23 protein-coding genes and 1 tRNA gene are annotated in these 25,683 nt (G+C 67.9%); 8 read left to right on the forward strand and 16 right to left on the reverse strand.

All coding sequences use genetic code 11. From position 1 onward, the window contains the following. Nucleotides 1–6 precede the first annotated feature (6 nt). Nucleotides 7–1,230 carry a TadA family conjugal transfer-associated ATPase gene (locus tag VG502_RS03675; protein WP_325548670.1) on the reverse strand — a complete coding sequence of 408 codons (1,224 nt, stop codon included), beginning with the start codon at nt 1,228–1,230 and terminating at the stop codon, nt 7–9. A gap of 400 nt (nt 1,231–1,630) precedes the next feature. On the opposite strand from VG502_RS03675, the gene VG502_RS03680 reads away from it, so the two are divergent. Then, entirely contained in the window at nt 1,631–5,806 is a 4,176-nt protein-coding gene (locus VG502_RS03680) for an FtsK/SpoIIIE domain-containing protein (RefSeq protein WP_325548671.1), read from the forward strand. A gap of 25 nt (nt 5,807–5,831) precedes the next feature. Here the strand turns inward: VG502_RS03680 and VG502_RS03685 are convergent, their stop codons facing one another. Beyond that, nucleotides 5,832–6,425 (reverse strand): DUF2249 domain-containing protein, encoded by a 594-nt coding sequence (locus tag VG502_RS03685; protein ID WP_325548672.1) that lies wholly within the window; start codon nt 6,423–6,425, stop codon nt 5,832–5,834. Nucleotides 6,426–6,480: 55 nt separating this feature from the next. Between VG502_RS03685 and VG502_RS03690 the strand changes: the two genes are divergently transcribed. Beyond that, nucleotides 6,481–6,825 carry a cupin domain-containing protein gene (locus VG502_RS03690; RefSeq protein WP_325548673.1) on the forward strand — a complete coding sequence of 115 codons (345 nt, stop codon included), beginning with the start codon at nt 6,481–6,483 and terminating at the stop codon, nt 6,823–6,825. After that, nucleotides 6,822–7,448: a helix-turn-helix transcriptional regulator gene (locus tag VG502_RS03695; RefSeq protein WP_325548674.1), complete on the forward strand. Its 627-nt coding sequence runs from the start codon at nt 6,822–6,824 to the stop codon at nt 7,446–7,448. The genes VG502_RS03690 and VG502_RS03695 overlap by 4 nt, the downstream gene beginning before the upstream one ends. Here VG502_RS03695 and VG502_RS03700 read toward each other — a convergent pair. The 10 genes from VG502_RS03700 to VG502_RS03745 all read right to left on the reverse strand — a co-directional run bounded on the left by VG502_RS03700 (nt 7,433) and on the right by VG502_RS03745 (nt 17,981). Beyond that, a complete protein-coding gene (locus VG502_RS03700; RefSeq protein ID WP_325548675.1) occupies nt 7,433–8,227 on the reverse strand; it encodes an SDR family NAD(P)-dependent oxidoreductase in 795 nt (264 codons plus the stop codon). The genes VG502_RS03695 and VG502_RS03700 overlap by 16 nt on opposite strands. Next, nucleotides 8,224–8,712: a RidA family protein gene (locus tag VG502_RS03705; RefSeq protein WP_325548676.1), complete on the reverse strand. Its 489-nt coding sequence runs from the start codon at nt 8,710–8,712 to the stop codon at nt 8,224–8,226. The genes VG502_RS03700 and VG502_RS03705 overlap by 4 nt, the downstream gene beginning before the upstream one ends. Before the next feature lie 34 nt (nt 8,713–8,746). Then, on the reverse strand, nt 8,747–9,850 hold the full coding sequence (locus VG502_RS03710; protein ID WP_325548677.1) for an alanine racemase: 1,104 nt from the start codon (nt 9,848–9,850) through the stop codon (nt 8,747–8,749). A 6-nt stretch (nt 9,851–9,856) separates the two neighbouring features. Continuing rightward, on the reverse strand, nt 9,857–11,335 hold the full coding sequence (locus VG502_RS03715; RefSeq protein ID WP_325548678.1) for an NAD-dependent succinate-semialdehyde dehydrogenase: 1,479 nt from the start codon (nt 11,333–11,335) through the stop codon (nt 9,857–9,859). Nucleotides 11,336–11,376: 41 nt separating this feature from the next. After that, on the reverse strand, nt 11,377–12,633 hold the full coding sequence (locus tag VG502_RS03720; protein ID WP_325548679.1) for an aspartate aminotransferase family protein: 1,257 nt from the start codon (nt 12,631–12,633) through the stop codon (nt 11,377–11,379). A 48-nt stretch (nt 12,634–12,681) separates the two neighbouring features. After that, nucleotides 12,682–13,746 carry a tartrate dehydrogenase gene (locus VG502_RS03725; protein WP_325548680.1) on the reverse strand — a complete coding sequence of 355 codons (1,065 nt, stop codon included), beginning with the start codon at nt 13,744–13,746 and terminating at the stop codon, nt 12,682–12,684. A 70-nt stretch (nt 13,747–13,816) separates the two neighbouring features. Beyond that, nucleotides 13,817–14,488: a haloacid dehalogenase type II gene (locus VG502_RS03730; protein WP_325548681.1), complete on the reverse strand. Its 672-nt coding sequence runs from the start codon at nt 14,486–14,488 to the stop codon at nt 13,817–13,819. A gap of 63 nt (nt 14,489–14,551) precedes the next feature. Further along, nucleotides 14,552–16,009 (reverse strand): aldehyde dehydrogenase family protein, encoded by a 1,458-nt coding sequence (locus tag VG502_RS03735; RefSeq protein WP_325548682.1) that lies wholly within the window; start codon nt 16,007–16,009, stop codon nt 14,552–14,554. After that, nucleotides 16,006–17,304 (reverse strand): NAD(P)/FAD-dependent oxidoreductase, encoded by a 1,299-nt coding sequence (locus VG502_RS03740; RefSeq protein WP_325548683.1) that lies wholly within the window; start codon nt 17,302–17,304, stop codon nt 16,006–16,008. Before VG502_RS03740 ends, VG502_RS03735 begins: the two co-directional genes overlap by 4 nt. 5 nt (nt 17,305–17,309) lie before the next feature. Then, nucleotides 17,310–17,981 (reverse strand): haloacid dehalogenase type II, encoded by a 672-nt coding sequence (locus VG502_RS03745; RefSeq protein WP_325548684.1) that lies wholly within the window; start codon nt 17,979–17,981, stop codon nt 17,310–17,312. Between the two features lie 186 nt (nt 17,982–18,167). Between VG502_RS03745 and VG502_RS03750 the strand changes: the two genes are divergently transcribed. From VG502_RS03750 to solA, 5 genes are read left to right on the forward strand one after another with little or no spacing between them, the layout of a single operon-like run. Beyond that, nucleotides 18,168–18,884, forward strand: a complete 717-nt coding sequence (locus VG502_RS03750; RefSeq protein ID WP_325548685.1) for a GntR family transcriptional regulator — start codon at nt 18,168–18,170, stop codon at nt 18,882–18,884. 12 nt (nt 18,885–18,896) lie between these two features. Continuing rightward, on the forward strand, nt 18,897–19,868 hold the full coding sequence (locus VG502_RS03755; protein ID WP_325548686.1) for an ABC transporter substrate-binding protein: 972 nt from the start codon (nt 18,897–18,899) through the stop codon (nt 19,866–19,868). A gap of 60 nt (nt 19,869–19,928) precedes the next feature. Continuing rightward, nucleotides 19,929–20,744 (forward strand): amino acid ABC transporter permease, encoded by an 816-nt coding sequence (locus VG502_RS03760; RefSeq protein WP_325548687.1) that lies wholly within the window; start codon nt 19,929–19,931, stop codon nt 20,742–20,744. Next, on the forward strand, nt 20,741–21,568 hold the full coding sequence (locus VG502_RS03765; protein WP_325548688.1) for an amino acid ABC transporter ATP-binding protein: 828 nt from the start codon (nt 20,741–20,743) through the stop codon (nt 21,566–21,568). The genes VG502_RS03760 and VG502_RS03765 overlap by 4 nt, the downstream gene beginning before the upstream one ends. A gap of 2 nt (nt 21,569–21,570) precedes the next feature. Next, complete coding sequence (solA, locus tag VG502_RS03770; protein ID WP_325548689.1) at nt 21,571–22,701, forward strand: N-methyl-L-tryptophan oxidase; 1,131 nt, start codon at nt 21,571–21,573, stop codon at nt 22,699–22,701. A gap of 6 nt (nt 22,702–22,707) precedes the next feature. On the opposite strand, the gene VG502_RS03775 is transcribed toward solA, so the two are convergent. The 4 genes from VG502_RS03775 to VG502_RS03790 all read right to left on the reverse strand — a co-directional run bounded on the left by VG502_RS03775 (nt 22,708) and on the right by VG502_RS03790 (nt 25,583). Then, nucleotides 22,708–23,934 carry a cysteine desulfurase-like protein gene (locus tag VG502_RS03775; protein WP_325548690.1) on the reverse strand — a complete coding sequence of 409 codons (1,227 nt, stop codon included), beginning with the start codon at nt 23,932–23,934 and terminating at the stop codon, nt 22,708–22,710. Nucleotides 23,935–24,061: 127 nt separating this feature from the next. Beyond that, nucleotides 24,062–24,724: a DUF4396 domain-containing protein gene (locus VG502_RS03780; RefSeq protein ID WP_325548691.1), complete on the reverse strand. Its 663-nt coding sequence runs from the start codon at nt 24,722–24,724 to the stop codon at nt 24,062–24,064. A gap of 89 nt (nt 24,725–24,813) precedes the next feature. Continuing rightward, entirely contained in the window at nt 24,814–25,413 is a 600-nt protein-coding gene (locus tag VG502_RS03785; RefSeq protein ID WP_325548692.1) for a GNAT family N-acetyltransferase, read from the reverse strand. Nucleotides 25,414–25,509: 96 nt separating this feature from the next. Then, nucleotides 25,510–25,583, reverse strand: a tRNA-Met gene (locus VG502_RS03790). Nucleotides 25,584–25,683: the final 100 nt, after the last annotated feature.

Below are 25,683 nucleotides of genomic sequence, written 5' to 3' on the forward strand. Positions count from 1 at the left end.
GCGGATTCACCGGTCCCCGAGCAGCTCGGCGACGTCATACCCGGCACGGTGGAACTGCTCCTCGTGCGTAGGGAATCCGCTGCCACGCACCAGTCGCCCGTCGCGCTGCACGAAGATGTCGGCCAGTTCGACGACGTCGCCTTCGACCCGTCCGGGCACAGCGACGATCTCACGCACCCGGCGCGTGCCGTCCCGGTCCAGGGCGATCTGCACCACCAGGTCGATCGACGCTGCGACGGTCGGCACGACGAAGGTCGAGCTGACGTTGGGCCCGGCCAGCAGCGGCAGCGTGCACATCTTGACGATCGCCTCGCGCGCGGAGTTGGCGTGCAGGGTCGCCATACCCGGCAGCCCGGAGTTGAGCGCGATGAGCAGATCCAGGCTCTCCTCCTGCCGAACCTCGCCGACGATGATGCGGGAGGGGCGCATGCGCAACGCTTCCTTGACCAGCCGGCGCAGCGGGATCTCGCCGGTGCCCTCGAGGCTCGGCTGACGACACTGCAATGCCGCCCAGTCACGCAGGCTCAGCTGCAGCTCGAAGACCTCCTCGCACGACACCACCCGCTCCATCGACGGTATGGCGCTGGCCAGGCAGTTGAGGGTGGTCGTCTTGCCGGCCTGGGTCCCTCCGGCGACCAGGATGTTGAGGCCGGACGAGACGGCCGCACCCAGGAAGCGGGCGGCCGGCGCGGTGAGGGTGCCGAGCCGCACCAGATCGTCCAGGTGGCGCGCACGTGCCACGAACTTGCGGATGTTGATCAGCCAGTGGCTGCGGGTGATGTCCGGGATCGCGACGTGCAGGCGGCTGCCGTCCGGCAGGGTGGCGTCGACGAAAGGCGACGAGAGGTCGATCCGCCGACCACTCGGCTTCAGCATCCGCTCCACGAGCGTGCGGACCTGCTCGGACGTCAGGATCGTGGCGGTCAGCTCGGGGACACCGTGCCGCGCCACGAAAACGCGCTCGGGCTCGTTGATCCAGATCTCCTCGATCGTCGGATCGTCCAGGTAGGGCTGCAGCGGCCCGTAGCCGAGCACGGCGTCGAGTACGCGCTGGGTCGCCTTCTCGCGGTCGCCGAGGGGCACCAGCCCGCCGTGCAGGCTGCGCTCCTCGTAGTCCTGCACCGCGTCCCGGACCAGGCCGTGCAACACCTGCTGGTCACGAGCCGGATCGAGGCGCTGCCGACGGATCAGCTCCCGAATCTCGTCCTCGATGACATCTGCGCCATCCATCGGACTCCTCCCCTGAAACTTGCGCCCACGTCCGCGGTGAACGTGCATATACAACACATGAACCGGCCGCGTATGGCGTTTTCGGCAAAAAGCTTTACCTACGCCATACCTTCACGACCAGCACCTGGACACCTGCACAGCACTGTGCGCCGGTCGATCTCCCCTGAGCATGTCCCATCCGTGCGGCCCGTGGAGGTTATCCACAGGCCGAAATGCCGGCACAGCGGGTATGCGCCCGGCGCTTGCGATCAGGCGAGGGGAGCACGTCCGGAACGTTCGTTATCCACAAGGCGCGCCTCTGCCACAGCGGTTTGCTCGGCAATCGGCAAACAATCAACTCATGCCGCCATCGACACCCGAACCGCATCGTGCTTCCAGCCGCGCACTTCGCCTGCACCTCGTGAGTGTCGCCTCCGAGCCCGTCATCGTCTGTGTCCGTGCCCCGGAAGGCACCACCTGGTCGGCCGCGCGCGACGCGATCCGCGGTTGCGGCATCGCCGTCCCCGATCAGCTGTATGCCGGCAACCGACTCCTCACCGACGACACGCTGCTGGGCCGGCAGCCGCTGCTCAACGGCGTGCAGCTCGGTTCACGGCCGACGGCCGCCGAGTCCCGCCACCTGCTCGAGCTGGTCGTCACCGAGGGGCCGGACGTCGGCGCGCGCACTGCCCTCGGCGTCCAGGTGCAGCGCATCGGTCGAGCGCCGGCCAACACGCTGACGCTGCACGACCCCGACCTGTCGCGCACCCACCTGATCGTCGGGCTGGACCAGGGCCGCGCGATGGTCTCCGACGCCGGCTCGACCAACGGCAGCCACATCGACGGCCGGTCGCTCGTCGCCGCGGAGCCGACCGAGCTGCGGGCCGGGCAACGCCTGCGCGCCGGCTCCACGACATTCGCGCTGGAACGCTCCCTCAGTGCCGATGACACGGTTGAGACGGACGAATCCTGCCGCGTGCCCTTCCAGCGCGCTCCGCGAATCCCGTTGCAGATAAACGAAACAACGCTCGAGCGGCCGACCAAGCCGACTCCTCCCGAGCGACACAAGCTGCCGTGGCCGGTCATCGTCCTGCCCGCCGTACTCGCGATCGCCATGGTCCTGGTCATGCACAACGCGATGTTCCTGATGTTCGCGTTCCTCGGCCCCGTGATGATGATCGGCCAGCACATCTCGGACCGGCAGGGCGGCTCCAGCAAGGCCAAGGCGCAACGGGCGGAGTATGCCGAGAAGCTGCGCCGCCTGCAGGAGGACAAGGCCTCCGCCGTCGAGACCGAGCTCGGCCTCCGGCGCCGCCTGGCGCCCCCGATCAGTGACACTCTCCGCGCTGCGACAGCACGTGATGGCCGGCTCTGGTCACGCTCGCCGTCGCACCACGACTACCTGCACTGCCGGGTGGGCACCGGTCGCATCCCGAGCAAGGTGCAGGTTTCCGGGGACGGCCGCAGCGTCGAGACGTTGTCGTTGATGGATGCGCCGATCACGTTCTCCCTCAACCACTCCCGCGTGATCGGCGTGAGTGGGCCGGCAGGTGAGCGGGCCAGGATGGTGCATGGGCTGCTGCTGCAAGTGGCGACCTGGCAGTCGCCGCACTTCGTGCGCATCGTGGTCGTGTGTGACACCGCCGCGACACGGAACCGGTGGTCCTGGGCGGCGGCGCTGCCGCACGTGACCGGTGCGCCCCATGCCGCGAGCACCATCGTCGACGTCGAGACCGACGAAAGTGCCTGCACCCGCATGCTTTCCGAGCTGCTCCCAGCGAAGGACGACCGGATCTCGGTGCGCAACGAGGACCCGCCGGTCGGCACTCTCGTCATACTCGATGACTGCGCGCGACTCGGCAACCGGCCGGAGGTGACTGCCCTGCTTCGCGACGCCGAACGCGCGGGCGTCGCACTGATCGCGGTCGGCGACGCCGCCGACCTCCCCGCGGAGTGCGACGTCTCGATCCATGTCACCAGCAGCACTGCCGTCACGGTCGCCGGAGCAGTCAATGCCGAGGGTTGCCCGGACCTGCCCGAGCTCACCGTCACGCGTGCCGTCGCGACGAAACTGGCCGGCATCCGCGATGCCACCCCCGACGTCGATTCCGGCTCGATCCCGGACCGCGCCGCGTTGCTGGACGTATGGCGCGCCGGCGGCTGCGACGCGACCGAAGCACGCAGCGTCGCCGAGCACTGGCGTATGGCGCCACGATCGACCGTCGCTCCGCTGGGACTCAGCGGCGACGGCGTGCTGCGGATCGACCTGGCCACCGACGGCCCGCACGGCCTGATCGCGGGCACCACCGGTGCGGGCAAGTCGGAGTTGCTGCAGAGCCTCGTCACGTCGCTGGCGCTGGCCAACCGGCCGGACGAGATGGTCTTCGTGTTGGTCGACTACAAGGGCGGCGCCGCGTTCCAGGACTGCGCGGGACTGCCGCACACGGTCGGGCTGGTCACCGATCTGGACGTCCACCTGACTGCGCGGGCGCTGACGTCACTGGGCGCGGAAGTACGTCGGCGGGAGCAACTGCTCGCCCGCGTCGGCGCCAAGGACATCGAGGATTATCAACGCATCCCGAGCGTCGCGCCGCTTCCTCGACTGGTGCTCGTCATCGACGAGTTCAGGGTCCTGGCCGAGGAGATGCCCGACTTCATCTCCGGGCTGGTCCGTCTCGCCGCAGTGGGTCGCTCGCTCGGCATACACCTCGTGCTGGCGACGCAGCGGCCGGCCGGTGTGGTGTCGGCCGACATACGCGCCAACGTCAATCTGCGGATCGCGCTGCGCGTGCGTGACGGCGCCGACTCGCAGGACGTGATCGATGCCGCTGATGCAGCGCAGCTCCCGGCCGCCCTGCCCGGACGCGCGATCGTGCGCACCGGTGGCGGGCGACCGGTCACCTTCCAGACGGCGCGGATCGGCGGTCGTAGTTCCGGCGACGGGGCCGAGATCGAGGTGTCCGTCGCCGACACCGGCGGCGGCGCGCCGATGCGACGTACCGCGACGGCCGAGCCGGACGGTCCGACCGACCTCCGTCGCGTCGTCGCGGCGATCACCGAGGCGACGCAAGAGCTCGCCGTCGCCGTGCCCGACTCACCGTGGCTGCCGCCCCTGCCGGCGGCGGTCACCATCGACGACCTGCGCGGAGCGCCATACAGGGTCGGCGGCGAGCCCTGTGGGGCCGAGGCGATTGCGTTCGGGCTGATGGATGTTCCGCAGGAGCAGCTCACCCGGCCGATCGCATGGGATCTCGATGCCGACGGACATCTGGCGATCGTCGGTGGCCCGCGCAGTGGCCGGACTTCCCTGCTGCGGACCATCGCCGTGTCGGCGGCGCAGCGCTGGCCGCACGGAGGTCTGGCGGTCTACGTGGTCGACACGGGATCGAACCTCGGCGCCTTGAACGCGCTGCCGCAGGTGGGTGCGGTCATCGAACGTGACGACGCCGGCCGGATCAACCAGTTGGTCCAGTGGCTCATCGGCGAAATACGCTCTCGTCAGCAGCAATTCGCCCGCGACGAGGCCAGTGGATTCTCCGAGCACGTGCGGGCCGGCGGCACGCTGCCACGCATCCTGTTGCTCATCGACGGCTGGGAGACGCTGACCGAGATCAGCGAGGAGACGACCCTGGGCCGGCTGACCGACGAGCTGCTCCAGCTCCTGCGGGACGGCTCCGCCGTCGGGTTGTATGCCGCCGCGACCGGCGGGCGCGCCCTGGCGACCGGCCGCGTGGTGAGCAGCTTCCCCCGCAAGCTCGTGCTGCGGTTGGCAGACTCCGGCGATGCAGTCCTGCTCGGCATGCGGGAGACGGATTTCCCCGAGTCGATGCCACCGGGACGCGCGCTGGTCTGTCCGGACAAGCTCGAGCTACAGGTGGCGACCCCCATTGCGAACCTCGCGGGAGCAGCTGTCGCACAACACATTTCGTCGCTGAGCAAGCAGATGGACGCCAGCGGCGTGCGACGATTCGCGGCCATGCCGGAGCAGTGTGGTCGCGACGAGCTACCGCGAACCGATGGCCAGCTGATGCTCGGCGTCGGCGGCACCGAGATCGGACCGGTGGGGCTGCCGCTCGGCAGCTTCCGGGAGCTGGCCGCCCTCATAGCGGGTCCGCCGCGCAGTGGGCGGAGCACCGCGCTGGTGACGATCGCGCACCAGCTCTCCGACCGGCCGGTGTGCTGGATCTCGGGCCATGGCACTCCACCGCCGCTGCCGCCGGGCACCGACGTCCTCGACCTGACCGACCCGAACGCGTTCGCGGCATGGCTCAACCAGCATCCGGGCGGTGCGGTGCTCGTCGATGACGTCGATGAGCTGATCGGGTCACCCGTCGACGACCTGCTGACCGACTACCTGCAACACGGCCGGCGGTACGGCGGGATCGTCTGTGCCAGTGGGCGGTCCGACACCCTCGCCAATGCCTACCGGGGCGCGGTCGCCGAGCTGCGCCGCAAGCAGACCGGCGTGATCCTGCAGCCGGGCCGCCGCGACGGTGACCTGCTCGGCGCGACCCTCGGGCCGGCCGGTCGCCCGGCGCCGGGACGTGGCTCTCTCGTCATACGCAGTCGGGCCGTGCCGATCCAGGTTGCGGCCTAACCTGGCCGAGTGACGGCAATGGGGGTCACAGTCCGAGCTTGAGCTCCTGACGGCGCTGCTGCACCAGCAACGCGCGCAGCCCGGCGTCACCGGCGCTGAAGCCGCGGGTCGCGCCGGCCGGTATGTGCACGAGAGCGCCTGGCTGCAAAGGGATTTGGCCGACCTCGGTGACCAGCGCGCCATCGCCGGAGAGCACGTGCACCAGCACGTCCGTGCCCGGGCCGCGGTGGGGCTCCAGCGCCACGCCGGGCTGCACCTCGAGCACGCTCGCGTCCAGGTCGCGGTCGCGCGCGCCGAGGCGCCATACGGCACCGTCGACGCCGGGCTCGCCGCCCAGCTCATCGGCCCGCCCGAGCAGGCGGGGCGTCGGCGCACTCGCGCGCCGGGTGATGCGGATCTGCCAGTCACGCATCTCCTGATTGAGGTATTCCCAGTCGTAGCCGCCCGGCCACTCCGCCTCGAACTCCTCGTGCAGGTGCTTCGGGTCGTGGTCGTTGACCAGCACGAAGGCATCGCCGACTGCGAGGTCCTTGAACGTCGCGAAGATCGTCGGGTGCTTGTCCGGCTTGCGCATACCGCGCACGTCGAGGGTCTGGGTGGTCGCGGCTTGGTCGGACATCGCGCTACTTTCGGTTCGAGGTTTTTCACAACAGGAGGTTGTGTAAATTCTAGGCATGACAGATTCCGCCCTCGCCCTCGGTGCGCTCGCCGATCAACTCCTCGCCCGCGCGGGCGAGGCCAGCAGTGGTCGCGCGACGCAGGCGATCCCCGCCGCTCCGGACGGCGGGGTGCTGACGACCGTCGCGCTCGCACTGCTTGCCGGACAACAACTGTCCGAGCACGAGAACCCGGGCGAGGCGTTCCTGCAGGTGATCCGGGGGCGCGTGCGACTCACCGCCGGTGACGCGCAGTGGGAGCTCGGCGAAGGTGACATGATCGCCATACCCCAGCGCCGGCACGGTGTCGTCGCACTCGCCGACTCGGTGGCGCTGCTGACGATCTCGAAAGGGACGTCATGAGTTCCACGCGTGCGCAGATCCTGCGCGTACTGCGTGCGAGCTCTGAGCCGCTCACCATCGCGGACGTGGCACGGCAGACCGGCGTGCACGCCAATACCGTGCGATTCCACCTGGATTCGCTGCTCGAAGCACATCAGGTCGAGCACGTCGTCATCCCGCCCTCGGGCCGTGGCCGGCCGGCGACCCGAGTGCGTGCCGTCGCTGCGATGGACCGCGGCGGGCCACGTGGCTACGAGTCCCTGGCCGAAGCGCTGCTGCTGGACATCAGGTCCCGCCGCAGCCCGGCCGAGCACGCGCGTCGTGCCGGACGCGCCTGGGGTTCGCGCCTCGCCTCCGGTCAGGAGTATGCCGAAAAGTCCTCTCCCGTCACGGGATTGCTCGACGCCCTTGATGAGCTGGGCTTCGCGCCCGAGCAGGACACACCCGACGAGATCAGCCTGCGGCACTGCCCGTTCCTGGAGCTGACCACGCCCGACGGCGGGCTCGTGTGCGCCATACATCTGGGGTTGATGCAGGGCGTGCTCGACGGCTCCGGAACAACCGTCGAGCGACTGGACCCCTTCGTCGAACCGGACCGGTGTTGTGCCCGCCTGACAACGGGACCCGTTCAGGCCGCGGTGTAACCGCCGTCGACCGGCAGCACCGCACCCGTGATGTATGACGACGCCGGCGAGCCCAGGAAGAAGATCGCTTCGGCCACTTCCGAGGGTTGCGCCAGTCGTTGCATCGGGATCGTCGCTGCGCGCTGGGCCCGATAGGCCTCCGGGTCCGAGTGTCGCTGGATGCCCGCCTCGATGATCGGGGTCTCGGTGAGCCCCGGAGCCGCGATGTTCACCCGGATGTTCCGAGGCGCGAGCTCGACGGCGGCGCCTTTGCCCAGCATGACGAGTCCGCCCTTGGCAGCGGTGTACATGGCTTGGCCGGGGATCCCGACCAGACCGAGCCGGGAGCTGACGAGCACGATCTGCCCGCCGCCCTCGCGGATCCGCGGCACTGCGTGCTTGAGCACGGAGAAGACGCTGAGGACATTCGCTTCGAGCAACTCGAGTGCCTTCCCCACCTCCATCTCGGTGAGTGCGCCATCGGCCTGCAGGCCGTGACAGGCAATGACCGAATCGATCGGGCCGAGCTCCGCAACTGCCTCGTCCATGACCTGGGCGACGAACGTCTCGTCATTGAGGTCACCGGCGAGGTACCGCTCCACCGGCCGCAACGTCGACGGGGGTTCGGCGCGCCGGCCGGTGAGGAACAGCTTCGCACCGGACGCCCGGAATCGCTCGGCCACGGCCTCGCCGATCCCGCTGGACGCACCGGTGATCAACACGTTCAACACTCGACCTGCCGAATCATGCTCTGCCGCAGCCGGATCGACACGCTCGCGATCCCGTTCCGTCCCGCTCATCGGCGCACCTCGCACACCAGCTGCACCTCAACGGGACTGTTCCTGGGTAACCCGGCGACGCCGATCGCCGTACGTGCGTGGCGCCCGTGCTCACCCAACACCTGGACCAACAGCTCGCTCCCGGCATCGGCGACCCTCGACTGGTCAGCAAAGCCCGGAGCGCTCAGGACGAACGCCAACATGTGCACGATCCGGAGCCGCTCGAGGGCGCCCGCCGCGTCGGCCCCGACAGCCAGGGCGTTCAAGGTCGCTCGCACCATCATCGCGCGAGCCGTGTCCACGTCGACCGTGTCTCCTACGGCCCCGGTGACGGGTAGTTTCCCGTCGACGTAGGGGAGCTGGCCGGAGAGGTGGATCCGGCCGTCGGCGGATGCTCGCCAGTCGAGGTATTTCGGGTCCTCCACGACCTCGGGCAAGGTCAGGCCCAGCGCCGCGAGGGCGGCCGCCGGATCTGTTTCGGTATCGGACAGCGAGTGCACAGTCATGTCGAGTCTCTCTTCGGACGGACGGGATGCGGGATCAGTTCAGCTGGCCTTGCGCGTCCACGGTCCAGCGACCAAGCAGCTCACCGGCCGTGTTCGAGATGATCAGTTCCTCGAAGCTGTTGACCACCGGGCAGACGTGATGCGGCACGACCGGGATCCGTTCACCGACGGCCGGCCGCGATCCGGTCTCGGGCAACTGCAGGAACCCGTGGTACTCGTTCAGCAGCCTGAGGTATCCGTCATACGCGGGCACCTGCCCGTAGCCGCGCTCCGGATTGCCTTCTCGCGCCAGGGCTTTGGTCCCGGCGTCGACGATGACATCTGAGTGGCCCTGGTCGCTCACGACGGTGCTCGCGACGAACAGGCCGATGTCCTCGGGTCCGCAATCCCCCAGTCGGACGTTGTCGTGGTCGTTGAACACATACTCGCCCGGCCTGATCTCGGTGATGACCTCGTCGGTGCAGAACTCGGCGGTGGGCGTCGAGCCGGCACTCACGACGGTGGCCTCGATACCGCGCTCGGCGAGCGACCCCACCGCCGTGCGCAGCGCGTCGGCCTGGTCCCGTGCTGCTCCTTCGCGCGCGCCGACCGTTCCGCCGTGGCCGGGATAAGTGAAGACGCCCAACACCGCGAGGCCGCGCTCGCGCGCCAGCGCCGCAAGACGGCCCGCATCATGTGGCGGCACGCCCGATCTCCGTGCACCGCAATCGATTTCGACAACGACACCGAGCCGGCCCGCCCGGTCACCCATCGCTGCCGCGAGCTGCTCGATCGCCCCGACGCTTTCGACTCCGACGCTGAGCCGGGTCCGGTCCGCGAGGGTGCGTAGCCGCTCGGCTTTGGCACCCGCCGCCCAGAGTGGATACGCCAGGAAGATGTCCTCGCACCCGGCGCGCGCGAAGATCTCCGCCTCGCTGAGATTGCCGGCGGTCAGGCCGGAGGCACCGGCCGCCAGCTGCATCCGGCCGATCTCCACACACTTGTGCGTCTTCACATGTGGGCGGAGCCGCTTCCCGTGGCTGTCGGCCCACTCCTGCATCCGGCGGATGTTCTCCTCCACCACATCGAGCAGGACGACGGGCGCGGGCGTGCTCACCCGGTCGCCCAGCGCATCGAGAACTGCCGAGAACCGTTCCACCTCGCGTCACCCACCGATCGATCGAGGCATCGCCAGATAGCGGGTCTCGAGGAATTCCTCGATGCCGGTGCGACCACCTTCGCGACCGAGCCCGGACTCCTTGACACCACCGAAAGGAGCGGCAGGGTTCGAGACCAGGCCGGTGTTGATGCCGAGCATGCCGACCTCGATCGACTCCTGCAACCGGAAGGCCCGATCGATGTCGCGAGTGAAGGCGTAGCCGACCAGACCCCAGTCCGTGTCGTTGGCCAGTTGCACGACCTGGTCCTCGTCCTCGAACGGGATGAGCGCAGCTACCGGACCGAAGATCTCCTGCGACATCAGGTCCGAAGTGGGTTCGACATCCGCCAGAACCGTTGGTGCGTAGAAGAATCCGTCACCTTCGAGCGGCGCGCCGCCACAGACGACTCGCGCGCCGCGGTCCACGGCGTCGGTCACCAGCGACGCGACCTTCTCGACCGCCTTGGGTTCGATGAGCGGTCCGACGTCGGTGCCGTCCGTCATACCGTCGCCCACGGTCAGTGCGCCCATCCGCTCGGCGAGCCGGCGCGCGAACTCGTCCATCACGCCGCGGTGCACGAAGAAGCGGTTCGCCGCGGTGCACGCCTCACCCATGTTGCGCAGCTTGGCGACCATCGCGCCCTCGACCGCGGCATCGAGGTCAGCGTCGTCGAAGACGATGAACGGCGCGTTGCCGCCCAGCTCCATCGAGGAGCGCATGACGTGCTCGCTCGCCTGCTCCAACAGCCGCACACCGACTGCGGTGGACCCGGTGAAGGACACCTTGCGTGCCTTGCCGCTGCGCAGCCACGGCTCGACCACCGAACCCGGATCCGACGAGCACACGACATTCAGCACGCCGGACGGCAGGCCGGCCTCCTGCAGAATCTCCACCAGCGCAAAGGAACTCAGCGGCGTCAGGTGTGCCGGCTTGAAGACCATGGTGCACCCCGCCGCGATGGCCGGGCCGATCTTGCGCGTCCCCATCGCCAGCGGGAAGTTCCACGGCGTCACCAGCACGCACGGGCCGACCGGTGCCTTGGTCACGATGATCCGGGTGCGGCCGTCACCGCTGACCGTGGCATCGCCGCCGATCCGCACGGCTTCCTCGGAGAACCAGCGGAAGAACTCCGCGGCATACGCGACCTCGCCGCGCGCCTCGGCGAACGGCTTGCCCATCTCGGTGGTGATGATCGTGGCGAGCTCGTCCTGCCGCTGCATCATCAAGTCGTACGCCCTGCGCAGGATCTCGCTGCGCGCTCGCGGCGCCGTGCGCGCCCACGTGTGCTGGGTCCGCGCCGCCACGTCGAGCGCCCGGTCGGCATCCTCCGGGCCGCCGTCCGCGATCGTGGCGATGATCTCCTCCGTGCTGGGATTGACCACGTCGCAACGCTTTCCGGACGCGGCGTCGACCCATTGGCCGTCGATGAACAGACCGGTCGGGACGGACTGGACGAGGTCGTGGACCTCGCTGGTGACGGTCATGCGGGCTCCTGGTGCGGTCGTCCCTGCGGTCGTGCGGGTGGTCATCGGGTCACCGCGTCGGCGAGTGCGAGCGCGAACCGCTCGAGTCCGAGGTCGATCTCCTGCGCGGTCACCACGAGGGCCGGGATCAGGCGTACGACGTTGCCGGCGGGCCCGCAGGTCAGGGTCAGCAGCCCGTGCGTGGTGGTGGCCTGCTGCACGGCCGCCGCCGTCGCGGGGTCCGGCTCGCCCGATGCGTCGGTGAACTCGATGCCCTGCATGAGCCCGAGCCCCCGAACGTCAGCGATGGCGTCGTACTTCGCCTGCAGCACGGTCAGGCCGTCCTGCAGTTGCTCGCCACGCACGCGTGCGTTCTCGACCAGTCCTTCATCGCGTATGACGTCCAGCGTCGCGCAGCCCGCGGCTGCGGCCACCGCGTTGCCGCCATACGTTCCTCCCTGCGATCCGGGCCAACCCTTCGACATGAGCTCCGTCGATGCCGCGATCGCGCTGATCGGGAAGCCGGACGCGATTCCCTTGGCAGTGATGACGATGTCGGGATCGCCGGAGGAGTACTGGTGTCCCCAGAACTTCCCGGTGCGTCCGCAGCCGGCCTGCACCTCGTCGAGAATGAGCACGATGCCGTGCCGGTCGGCGCGCTCGCGCAGGCCCTCGAGGAAGGCCGGTGGCGTCGGGATGTAGCCGCCGTCGCCGAGCACCGGCTCGATCAGGAAGGCAGCGGTGTCGTTCGGCGCGGTGCGGCTCAGCAGCAGGTAGTCCAGTTCGCGCAACGCGAACTCGACGGCCTCGGCCTCGTTCCACCCGTAGCGCAACGCATACGGGAACGGGGCCATGTGAACGCCCGACATCAACGGTGCGAAGCCCGCCGAGAAGCGCGTCCCCGCCGTCGTGAGCGAGGCTGCCGCCACGGTCCGCCCGTGGAAACCACCTTGGAAGACAACGATGTTCGGGCGCCCGGTCGCCATCCGCGCGAGTCGGATCGCGGCCTCGACCGCCTCGGATCCGGAGTTGGCGTAGAACACCGAGTCGAGCGCCGGCGGCAGCACCTCGCCGAGCTTGTCGGTCAGCTCGAGCAGCGGCTTGTGCATCACGGTCGTGTACTGCGCGTGGATCACCTTGCCGGTCTGTTCGCGCGCCGCCTCGACGACTCGCGGGTGGCAGTGGCCGGTGCTGGTGACACCGATGCCGGTGGTGAAGTCGAGGTAGTCACGATCGTCGGTGCCGTGGATCCAGCTGCCGGAGGCATGCTCGACGACGACCGGGGTTGCTTGTTTCAGAAGGGGACTCAGCGATGCCATGGGATTCCTTCGTAGGTTCCGGAAGAAGAGGGTCAGCGGTGGAAGAGGTCAGGAGGAGGCGATGGCCCGCAGCACGGCAGCGGTGAACTCCTCGGTGCCGGCCGAGCCGCCGAGGTCGGCCGTGCGGATCCCGGCTGCCATGACCTCGTCGATCGCCGTCATCAGGCCGGTCGCCGCGGTGCGCTCGCCGAGGTGGTCCAGCATCATCGACGCCGACCACAGCTGGCCGGTGGGATTGGCGATGCCCTTGCCGGCGATGTCCGGCGCGGAGCCGTGGATCGGCTCGAACATCGACGGGTGCTCGCGAGGCGGGTTGATGTTCGCGCTGGGCGCGATGCCGATCGAACCGGCGAGCGCGGCGATCAGATCCGAGAGGATGTCGCCGAAGAGATTGGACGCGACGATCACATCGAAATCGTGTGGCCGCAGCACCAGCGCCGCGGTCAACGCGTCGATGAGGACACTGGTGAGTTCCACCCCGTCGAAGTCCGCGACCACCGAGGTGACCACCTCGTCCCAGAACGGCATCGAGTGGATGATGCCGTTGGATTTCGTTGCGGACGTTAGTGATCCGTTCCGCGACGCGGCGAGCTCGGCCGCGTAGCGCGCCACGCGGGTCACGCCCGTGCGGGTGAACACCGCTTCCTGCAGGGCGAACTCCTCGGTCGCACCGCGATAGGCGCGGCCACCGATCGCGGAGTACTCCCCCTCGACGTTCTCCCGCACGACGACGATGTCCAGGTCCTCGACATCGCGCAACGGTGAGACGACTCCGGGCAGCACCCGGACCGGTCGCAGGTTGATGTACTGCAGGAACTCGCGCCGGATCGGGATCAGCAGTCCCCACAGCGTTTCGTGGTCCGGCAGCTCCGGATGTCCGACCGCGCCCAGCAGGATGGCGTCGCCGTCCGAGAGCTGCTCGATCCCGTCGACCGGCATCATCCGGCCGTGTTCGAAGAAGTATGCCGAGCCCCAGTCGCGATCCCGCCAGGTGACGTCGAAACCGTGCCGGTCGGCGAGGGCGTCGACGACGCGGGTGGCGGCGGGGACGACCTCCTGGCCGATCCCGTCGCCCGCGATGAGGTCGACCGTGTAGGTGCGTGCGTCCGTCATACTCCTGCTCCTTTCCCTGTTGTCCGCATCGGTGGCGCACTGCGCGCCATGAGCAACTGCTGCTCGTGCCTCACGCGCCGAGCACCCGAGGCAGGTCGGCTATATCGGTGATGCGTTCGTATCCCAGCCAGGGCTGGTCCGGTTCGAATCCACGATCGACGAAGATCTTCTGGGAGATCCCCATGTCATGAGCGGGTCGAAGGTCGTACTGCGGGCTGGACGACACGTGCACGATCTGGTCCCGCTCTACGCCGAGCCGGTCCAGCAGATACTCGAAGGCCCGCAACCTCGGCTTGTAGACACCCATCTCCTCCGCCGTGATGACGACCTCGAACGGTGCATCCAGGTGCTCGACCAACTGGTGGACGTGTGCGTCGTCGGTGTTGGTGATGATGACCAGCCGGAAGGCTTTCGCCAGGCGCTGTAGAGCGGCCGGCACGCCCGGGTGCGGTCCCCGGGACGGAAGCTGCTCGTAGACCGCACCGCCGTCACCCGGCCGATAGTCGAGACCGAAGATGCGGGTGGACCGGCGCAATGACTGCTCCACTATCTGGTGGAACGGCTTCCATTCGCCCATGCACTCGTCGATCCGGAGCTGTCCGGTGAGGCGGAGGAACGCGCGCTCCACCTCCTGGGGAATCCGGTCGGCCATCACTTCTCGGATGGCATCGTTGATCCGGAAATTGATCAGCGTCCCGTTCATGTCGAAGGTCACGAACTCGGGCTCGGCAGCCAGTTGCATCAGGTCTCCAGGTGTCGTGGTTGCTTCAGGGCCGCCTGCGTACGACGGTCGGTCGTGGTCGGTTCAGTCCGCCGTGGACAGCAGGACGCACTTCGGTGCCGTCAGCTCGAGAGTTGCCGAGCGGATGCCTTCGCGACCGATCCCGGAGTGCCCGAATCCGCCGAACGGCATGCTGTCGAGGCGGAAGTCGCTCGTGTCGTTGACGAGCACCGCACCAGCGATGATCCCCGCGGAGATGCGCGTCGCGTTCTCCAGGGACTTGGTGAAAACGCCTGCCTGCAAAGCGAATTGGGAGTCATTGGCACGACGTACGGCTTCCGCCGCCGACGCGACCGGCTCCACGATCACGACCGGCCCGAAGACCTCTTCCCGTAGGATCGGTGCGTCGGGCGCGACGCCGGTCAGCACGGTCGGCCGGTAGAAGTTGCCGTCCGCGTGCCCGCCGGTGAGGAGCCGGGCTCCGTGCTCGACCGCGTCGTCAACCAGGCCCGCAACCCGTCGGGTGGCTTGCGCACTGACCAGGGGTCCGACGTCGGTCGTGGCGTCGAGCTTGGAGCCGACCCGCAGCGACCGCGCACCCGAGACGACCCCGCGCAGCACCTGCTCGAAGGCCGGTTGCTCCACGAGGACACGCTGGACCGACAGACAGTTCTGACCGGCCACACCGAAGGCGCCGGACACGATCCGCTTCACGGCCAGATCCAGATCCGCGTCCGCGCAGACGATCGTCGCGTTGTTGCCGCCCAGCTCCATCAGCAGCTTCTTCACACCCGCGCTGCGGGTGATCGCTTCACCCGTGCGGGTGCCACCGGTGAAGGAGACGACGGCGACATCGGGATGGGCCACCAGCGCCTCGCCAACCTCCGGGCCGCCGCACACCACCGACAGTCGCGCGGGCGGCATACCCGCCTCCAGCAGGACCTCCGCCAGGTGCAGTGCTGTCAGCGGCGTCTGGTCGGAGGGCTTCAGCACCACGGCCGCGCCGGCGAGCACGACCGGAGCCAGCTTGTGCGCCACCAGATTCAGCGGATCGTTGAAACTGCTGATCGCGCCGACGACCCCGAGGGGCTCACGGGTGAACCAGCCGGTCCGGCCGGCGCCCCGCGCGCTCGCGTCGAGCTGCAGCACCTCACCGGTCAGCACATCACCCGATGCGGCAGCTGTCCGCAGCGTCTCGACACACCGGGCCACTTCGGCACGTGCCTCGGCGAGTGTCTTGACGCCCTCGGCACCGATGATCGCCGCGAAGAACTCGCTGCGCTCGAGTACGGCGTCGGCCGCTCGCGCGAGTGTGGCCGTCCGGGCGTGCAACGGCCAGTCATGGCACATAGATTCGGCTGCTGCGCGCACCGCAGCATCGACGTCCTGCGCCGAGCACCGCGCCACCCGTCCGACCATTCGCCCGTCCTGCGGATCGTGCACCGGCAGGTCGAGGGGCGCACTGCGCCATACACCTGCGATCAGGGCGCCTCCGAGCGGAGCCGTGTGCATCGCAGGCGTCTGCTCGCCGACCACGGTCATCCTTTGCCTCCACGCACCAGGTTCCACTTGTCCCTGACGTGGGCACCCGCACCGATGAGCGGCAGGAACCACGGAGGTCCGACATGCCCTGGTACTGCACGGAATCCGACCTTCTCGAACGGCAGGTCGGAGCGTTTGCCGAGCAACTTGCGGGCAACCTGCTGTCCCGAGTGGGTCGCCATCTGCACTCCGTGGCCGCTGTAGCCGAGGCTGTAGTGGACACCGTCGTGTTCGCCGACGTGGACCATCTGGTCCCGGCTGATGTCGACCAGGCCGCCCCACGTGTAGTCGATCTCCACCTCGGACAACTGCGGGAAGATCTCCGTCATCGCCTTGCGCAGGATGCGGGCACTGCGCAGGTCCGAATCCGGACTGGACAACGCGAACCGGGCACGACCGCCGAACAGCATCCGGTTGTCCGGGGTGCGCCGGAAGTAGTACGTCAGCATCTTGGCGTCGGACGCCATCCGGTCGTGCGGCAGCAGCTCGGCCGCCCGAGCCGCACCGAGCGGCTCGGTGCAGATGATGAAACTGCCGACCGGTATGACGCGCCGCTGCATCCAGGGTGTGAGCGCCGACGTGTAACCACTGGTCGCGACGAGCACGTCGTCGGCCAGGACCGGGCCACGAGACGTCTGCACCAGGTGGCGCCCGCCGTCGCGCTCGAGGGACAGAACCGGGGCGTTCTCACAGATGGTGGCGCCCGCCGCCAGCGCGGCCGACGCGAGTCCGCTCACGAACTTGCCGATGTGCAGCCCTGCTCCGAGCGGATCGACCATGCCACCGTGATAGAAGTCGGAGCCGATCTCCTTGCGGATGTCATCCGGCCCGAGCACCTGCAGTTCCGGCAGGTCGCCGATGGCGGCAACCTCCCGCTGGGTGGCGCGCATCCCCTCCACATCACGCGGGGTGAGCGCGAGGGACAGCTTCCCGCAGCGGGAGAAGTCACAGTCGATCGAGTGCTCTCGCACCAGTGCCTCGACGGTGCTGATGGCCTTGTCGTATTCGAGGTAGTACTCCACCGCCCTTGCGCGCCCGTAGCGCGAAACCGCTTGCCCGAAGCCGATGGCGAGCCCGGTCGTCGCCATACCCGCGTTGCGGTTGGAGGCTCCCCAGCCGACGTGATGGGACTCCAGCACGGCGACCCGTGCGCCACCGCGGGCAAGTTCGAGTGCGGCCGAGAGGCCGGTGAGGCCGGCACCGATCACCGCGACGTCAACCTGCTCGGGGACGGCTGTATGCCGGAAGTCGCCGGGCGGCGTGGCCGTGTCCTGCCAGTACGAGACGAGCTTCATCGTCGTCAGTCGATCCCGAGCATCTGGTTCAGCTCGTCGAGCGAGTCGACGTCGACGTACTCGTAGGAGTGGGCGGCGGGGTCGTAACCGCGGCGCAGCATCACCAGGTTGGGGAAGCCCAGGTCGCGCATCGGCATGATGTCGTAGCGCGTGTGCGAGGACACGTGCAGGAAGTCCTCCGGCTTCGCGTCCAGCTGGTCGACCATGTACTCGAACGCCTGGTACCGCGGCTTGTAGTAGCCGGCCTGTTCGGCGGTGAAGACCGCGTGGAACGGCGCGCCCAGCTTCGGCACCGACGCATCGAGAAATGCGGTGTCCGCGTTGGACAGGATCACCAACGGGTACTTCTCCGCCATCTTCGCCAGCGGTGTCGGCACGTCGTCGTGGGCCTCCCACGACATGACGGCGTCGCCGAACAGGTCGCCGGCGTTCGGGTCGGACTCCAGCTTCCACTTGCGGCAGGCACGATCGAAGGACTCCTGCAACACCTCGCGGTAGGGGTGGTAGGCGTCCATCACCTGGTCGTAGCGGTACTTGCTGAACGTGTGCCGGAACGCCGGCCAGTCGGCGTCACTGATCCGGTCGCCGACGATCTTCTTCGTCGTGGCGTCGATCTGGTAGTTGATGAGCGTGCCGTAGCAGTCGAAGGACACGTACTTCGGGCGGTAGTTGATCACGGTGAGCGCTCCCTGTTCTCAGTTCCGTTGGTGAGTGCGTTCTGGGTATGCCGACGCAGTGCTGCGTGGCGCGATGGAGACACTAGCGGGATTTTTCGTCATTGTCGACAATATTCAGCATACCGTTGACAGCATGCAGCCGACATCACTACATTTCTCGGAATCCACCGATGAGGAGCAGGAACTGTGGACTCAGAACTCCGGCTCGCGCCGTTGCAATTCACCTCGACCACCGAGCGCGTCTACACCGAGTTGCGGCGGCTGATCATTTCCGGGCTGCTCGCGCCGGGTCAGGCGCTCAACGAGAAGGCGGTCGCAGACCAGCTCGGCGTGTCCCGGTCCCCCGTGCGCGAAGCGTTCCAGCGGCTGGTGACGGAGCGGTTGCTGCTCGCCGAGCGCAACAAGAGCATGACCGTCAAGGAGTTCACCGATGCCGACATCCGTGAGATCTACGACGCCCGGATCGCCATCGAGAGCCATGCAGCCCGTAGGATCATCGCCGCCGGCCAGGAGCACATCGACCGCACCATCGAGAAGCTGGAGGAATCACTGCATGCCCTTCGGGACCAGCTCGATGACGGCGATCGGCTGGCAGTGGCGCAGGCTGACCTCGGTTTCCACCAGGCACTGGTGAAATGCGGCGGCAACTCCCGCCTCATGGCGGCATACGACCTCTTGTCGGCCGAAACGGTCACGTGCATGGCGTGGCTGGAGAACGTCCGCCCCTCGGGCGACGAATTGATGCAGGACCACCGCGACTTCATCGACGCACTCCGTGCGCACGATCCGAAGAAGATCACCGCAATCATCGCCCAGCACCTGTCGCGGGCGAATTCGAACCTCGCGGCCAGCACACCGGCCGAGCGAGCCATCACCAATCCGGCCGTCGGGCCGCACAGCTGATCAGGAGATCCCATGAAGAATCGAGTCATCTCACTTGTTGCCGTGACGTGTATGGCGCTCGGCACGGCCGCCTGCTCCAGCTCGAGCGGAACCTCGGCAGCGGGCTCCTCGGCCGGAGCCCCCGGCGGGGCCACAACCACCGCGAAGGGGACGATCGGCGACATCTCGAAGGGCGTGAAGCCCGATCCGGCCGCGGTGAAGCTGCTGCCTGCGGCGGTGAAGTCGAAGGGATCGATCTCGGTCGCCATGGATCTGCAGTATCCGCCGACCTCGTTCCTGTCCACCGACAACCAGCCGGAGGGCTACAACGTCGACATCGCGCGGCTCATCGCCGCGAAGCTCGGGCTCAAGCTGAAGATCAAGAACATCTCCTTCGACACGATCATCCCGGGACTGACCGGCGGGCGCTTCGACTTCACCACCACGAACATGTCCGCCAGCGCGGACCGGGTGAAGGTCCTGGACATGATCAACTACTGGAAGGACGGGTCGTCCCTCGCCACGAAGGCCGGTAACCCGTTGCACCTGTCGATCAACAACAGGTCCATCTGCGGCAAGAGCATCGCCGTGATGAAGGGCACGACCCAGGAACAGACCTACCTGCCGGCACTGTCCAAGAAGTGCACGGCCGCCGGCAAGACCGCAGTCACCTCAGTGGTGCTGCCCAACGTCAACGCGGCGCTGACCCAGCTGGCCTCCGGCCGGATCGACGGAATCTTCTACGACACCCCGTCACTCGCCTACGCCGTCCAGCAGCACGGCACCACCTTCGACGTCGCTCCCCAGCAGTACGACAAGCCCGCGTCGCTCGGCACCGACCTCGTGGCCATCGGCCTGGCGAAGCACTCACCGCTGACCAAGGCCATGCAGAAGGCGATGCAATCCGTCATGGACAGCCCGTCGTACAAGGAGGCTCTGAACAACTGGGGCCTGGGAGCCGGCGCCATCAAGACCGCGAGCATCGCCAAGTCCCCGGCGAGTTGATCGAGCATGGACGCCACCGACAAGCCCCGAGTCCATCGCCGCGGACCATATGAATACGCGATGTGGGCCGTGTGCCTGCTCATCACGGCCGGCATCGCCTACACACTGATCACCAACCCGCGCTACCAATGGCACACGATCGGGCACTACCTCACCGCCGGATCCGTGCTCAGTGGGTTGTGGTTGACGATCTGGCTGACCGTGCTGGTGATGGTGATCTCCACCGTCCTCGGGCTGCTCATCGCGGTCATGCGCGCCTCGAAGATCCTGCCGGTCCGCATCCTCGCGATGTGTTACATCAATCTGTTCCGCGGAACACCGGTGCTCGTCCAGCTCATCCTCTGGTTCAACATCGCCGCGCTCTACCCGAACATCCGGATCGGCATACCCCTGACGCCGATCGGTGGTCAGTTGAACACCAACGCGCTGATCAGCGCGACCACGGCGGCGATCATCGGACTGTCCCTGAACGAAGCGGCCTACATGGCCGAAATCATCCGCGGCGGCTTCAACTCCGTGCCCAAGGGACAACTCGAGGCGGCCGACACGCTCGGCATGAGCGAGGGGATGAAGATGCGCAAGATCATCATTCCGCAAGCCATGCCGAGCGTCATACCGGCGACCGGCAACCAACTGATCAGCATGTTGAAGGAGACCTCCCTGGTCAGCGTGCTCGGCGTCGCCGACCTCCTGCAGAGCGTGCAACTGATCTACGCCCGGACCTACGAGACGATCCCGATGCTGCTGGTCGCCTGCATCTGGTACCTCGTCGTGTCCCTCCTGCTGAACTACCCACAGTCGAAGATCGAGGCCCACTACGGCAAGTCGACTCGTGCCATCAGCCGCAAGAAAGTCCTGACGGAGGTGCCCGCATGAGCAACAGCAACGCAGCCACATCCGCCGAGCCGTTCCGCCCTGCCGGACTGGGCGAGGCCGACGGCCCCGGCACGGTGCACATCCGCAAGCTGGTGAAGTCGTTCGGGCCGCACACGGTCCTTCGGGACATCAACATCGACATCGCCTCCGGTGAGGTGTGCGTGCTGATCGGTCCGAGCGGGTCCGGCAAGTCCACCCTGCTGCGCTGCATCGACGGGCTCGAGCAGATCGACTCCGGTGTGCTGAAGGTCAACGGCGAACACCTCGGGTATGTCGAGGAGGCGACCCACTACCGGCCGCTCCCCCGTGCGGAGCTGCGCCGGCAGCGGACGCAGATCGGCATGGTCTTCCAGTCGTTCAATCTCTTCCCGAACATGACGGCACTGGAGAACATCACCGTCGGCCAGACGCTCATCAAGCGGACGTCCAAGAGTGAGGCCAAGAAACACGCACAGGAGCTGCTCGCACGGGTCGGGCTCGAGGGCCACGATGCGCACTACCCGTCCCAGTTGTCCGGCGGCCAGCAGCAGCGCGTCGCCATCGCCCGATCGCTGGCCATGGATCCCCAGGTGATGCTGTTCGACGAGCCGACCTCGGCACTCGACCCCGAGCTGGTCGGTGATGTGCTCGACGTCATCAAGCAACTGGCCGACGACGGTATGACGATGCTCGTCACCACTCACGAGATGGGCTTCGCCCGCGAGGTCGCCAACAGCCTGCTGTTCATGGCCGACGGCTACATCGTCGAGCGCGGCGATCCGCGAGAGGTCCTCGCCAACCCGCGCGAGCCACGCACCCAACAATTCCTGAAGAAGGTCCTGTGACCGTGACCGACGCACACATCGGCGTGATCGGCACCGGCAGCATCGGCAGTATGGCGCTGTGGCAGACCGCCCTGCGCGACTCCTCGGTGCTCGGCTTCGAGGCGAAAACCCCCGCGCATCCCCGCAGTGCTGTCGGCGGCGACTCCCGCCTGTTCCGGATGACCTATCGCGGCACCGACCCCTATTACCCGATCCTGGAACGCTCCCGGCAGTTGTGGGGCGAGCTCGAGGAGCAGTCGGGCCGCTCGGTGCTCGGTCGCTGCGGTGGACTGTCGATCGGACACCGCGACGGCGATTACATCCCGGCATTGCTGGACTCGATCAACGCCTGCGGCGCGGAGCATCGCGTGTTGAGCCGGGACGAGATGGCCGACCGCTATCCGCAGCACGACCTGGACGCGGATGAGGTCGCGGTGTTCGACCCGCACGCCGGCTACCTCAAGACCGACACGGCGGTGCTGTCGGCGCTGGAGTGCGCGGGCGATCGCGGCGCGACGATCCTGACCGACACCGAGATCACCTCGGTGACCGAGGTCGACGACCACGTCCGCATCACCGCCGGCGACCGGGTCTGGACCGTCGACCGGGTGATCGTCACCGGCGGTGCGTGGGCCGGATCGCTGCTCCCCTCCGCCCTGGCCGACAGCGTCTACCCGACGCGGATCCTGCTCACCTGGTTCGAAGCCCGTGATGCGGCGGACTTCGCTCCCGAGGTCTTCCCGATCTTCATCCGGATCGCCCGCGGCACCTCGATGTATGGCGCACCCTCACTGGACGGGACGACGGTCAAGGCGAGCCTCGACGGCCGCGCGACCCGGACCGAGGACCCGGACCGCCTGCTGCGGGTGCCGAAGGCAGCGGAGATGGAGGAGGTACGACACGCGGCCGCGAGCTACTTCCCGGGCCTCATCCCGTATGTCGTGCGGGCCGACACCTATCCCGATCTCTACACCACGGACAGCGCTCCGCTGCTGGGCTTCGCTCCGGGATCCGAACGCATAGTGCTGGCAACGGGTTTCAGCGGTGCGGGGTTCAAGATGGCTAGCGGGTACGGCGCAATCGCCGCCGACCTCGCGCTCACCGGCAACCCGAGGAGCGCGCCCGCGTTCACCGATCCGGCGCGATTCGTCTGAGCTGCGTTACAGCTTGTCGCCGCGCAGGCAGTTGCCCAGTGACACGATGAACCGGTCCACATCGTCCTCGGTGCTGTATGGCGCCAGGCCGATCCGCAGGCCGCTGTCGATCCCCATCCGACGGGCCGGCTCGTAGGCGTAGAAGGTGCCCGCGGGCGCGTCGATCCCGTCGACCTCGAGATAGTCGGAAACTTCGGTGGCAGAACGGTTTTCGAATGTCATGAAGAGCGTCGGCGTGCGCCGGCCGGCACGGGAGTGCACCGTCACCTGCGGCAGCTGCGCCAGACCCGCCTCCAGTCGCTGGCGCAGTGCGTCCTCGTGCTCGTGCAGGGCACCCAACGAGGCCCGCAGCCGGTCGCGCCGGCCTCCGTCGCCGGGGACGAGACCGGCGAGGAAATCGACCGCTGCGGTGGTTCCGGCGAGCAATTCGTAAGGGAGAGTGCCCAATTCGAAGCGCTCGGGCACGTCATCGGTCGACGGGCGCAGCTTGTCGGGCGCGAGATCGCGCAGCAGGTCGGCCCGGCCGGTCAGCACCCCACAGTGCGGCCCGAGGAACTTGTACGGCGAACAGACGTAGAGGTCCGCGCCGAGCGCCGGAACGTCGACGAAGTCGTGCGCGGTGTGGTGGACCCCGTCGACATACAGGAGTGCGGGTGTGCGGTGGACGGCCTGCGCGATCGCGGCGATATCCGGTTGCGTACCAATGAGATTCGACGCTGCGGTGACCGCGACCAGCCGGGTCCGTTGCGACAGCTGACCGGTGATCGACGCGAGGTCGAGCTCCCCGGTGGCCGGGTCGAAGTCGGCCCACCGCACCTGCACCCCGGCACGTTCGGCCGCGAGCAGCCACGGGCCGACGTTGGCGTCGTGGTCCAGCCGGCTGACGATGATCTCGTCGCCGGAGCCCCACTGCGCCGACAGGGTGCGAGACATCTCGAAGGTCAACGCCGTCGCGCTGCGCCCGAACGCAACCGTGTCCGGATCGACGCCGAGCAGGTCGCCCATCGCGGCGCGGGCGCCCCGCACGATGTCGTCCGCGTTGCGCTCGGCCGGAGTGCGGCTGCCACGGTTGGACAGCGGAGAGGTCAGTGCGTCATACATGGCCCGGGCGACCGGTTCGGGAGTCTGGGTGCCGCCGGGCGCATCGAAGTGCGCGCGCCCGCTGCGCAGCGACGGGAAGCGTTCGCGCACCGCCGTCACGTCATACCGCTGGGTCATCGTTGGTCGGTCCATGCCAAGGCCTTTCACGCTGCGGGTGCACGTCCTGCCCTCAGCATTCCAGCCGTTCAGGGCACCGCCGCACCTGGGCGGCGCTCCTCCCCGCTACGCTCCACCGGCTCCTCGCCAGCACGCGAGGTGGTCAGACTCGGTGGCTCGCTGTGGCCGTCGCGACCGAGCTGTGCTGCCAGCCCGCCTCGTCCGCGGTCGAGACGACCAAACCCCCGAGCATGAAGGCGATGAGTACGGCGACGAGCGCTCCGGTGGGGAGCGCCGGCAGCCACCGCCGCCAGCCGGTGGCCGCTGCCGTCATACCGTGGAATTCGTGGGTGAGCGCATGCCCCTTGCCTCGGCTGAGCAGCCACTGGTTCACCGGCACGGCGACGAAGAACGCTGCGGTCAGCGAGATCATCATGCCGACCCAGAAGACGACGTTCACCAACCCGGCGTTCATCGCTCCGGGCAACAACACCATGACCAGGTTGTCGGTCACCTCCATCGCGGCGATGGACAGCGTGTCGGCAGCCAGGACGACGCTCAGCGCGGCGAGCGGCGCAACGCCGACCTTGAGCAACGGCAGTGTGGAGAGCGAGTACCCGAAGACGAACGCCAGCCCGATCGAGATCGCGACCGACCAGCCGTTGCCCAGGCCCGCTGCCTGGGCGATCATCATTCCGGCGATCTCCCCGATGGCGCACCCCGTCAGGCAGTGCAGCGTCGCCGCTACCGCCATCGACAGGCTCGCGCTCGGGTGATGCCCGTGGCTGTCTGCGGGGTGGTGATCATGCTGGTGCTGCTCACTCATCGGTGTCTCCTCCGCCTGCGACTGCATGACAACAACGGACAACGCATACCCCATGGGGGTATATTCCGCCGAGGCGCCCGCAGCCCCGGTCAGGTGGGCTCGACCGTCTTCACCATCACGCAGTTCTTCAGCCCCTTGGGCCGGTCGTAGGTGAAGCCGAGTCGTTCGTAGAGCCGACGGGTCCCGCTGTAGAGGAACGACGACGACATCTTCTTGGTCTGGTTCGTCAGGTCGTGCGGGTAACTTTCGACCCGCCCGCCGCCGGCCTGCGCGATCAGGTCGAGTGCGCCTTGGATCACCAGCTCCGACATACCTTTTCGTCGATAGCGCTTGTCGACGAAGACACAGTCGATGCGGTAATCCGGGTCGACCGTCGTGGTCGCTTCGTATTCCTTATTGTGCTTCATCGCGGGCAACTCGACGGGTGTGCCGAATTCGGCCCACGCGATCGCCTCGTCGCCGTCCATCACCAGCGCGGCGTGCGCCACGCCCTCGTCGACCAGGCGTTTCTTGATCGCCCGGTTCCCCTCGTAGGTCTCGCCCCTGCCCTCGCAGCTCGGGTGACCGCCGTGGAACCACGTGCACCAGCATCCGCCGAAGATGCCGTTGTGCCGCTCCACCAGCGCTTCGAAGGCCGGCCACGTCTCAGGGCTCAGCGGCTCGATGCGGTATGACGACTCGGTGGTCATGCAGAAAAAACGTAGTGCGTTGCAGGGTCGGCCGCAGGTGGTCGCATGGAAAAAGTCCCTGACCGGCATTCCTGCCGGTCAGGGACTTTCATTTTGTAGCGGGGGCAGGATTTGAACCTGCGACCTCCGGGTTATGAGCCCGGCGAGCTACCGAGCTGCTCCACCCCGCGTCGGTGAACACAACACTACGCGACCGCGGCCGGAGCGCCAAATCGAGGACTCGGCGGGCCGCTCGGCGGGCTTGCGCCGGGCCGAACGTGCGCCATACAG

It is taken from the genome of Flexivirga sp., from assembly GCF_035551235.1.
Taxonomy (GTDB): domain Bacteria; phylum Actinomycetota; class Actinomycetes; order Actinomycetales; family Dermatophilaceae; genus Flexivirga.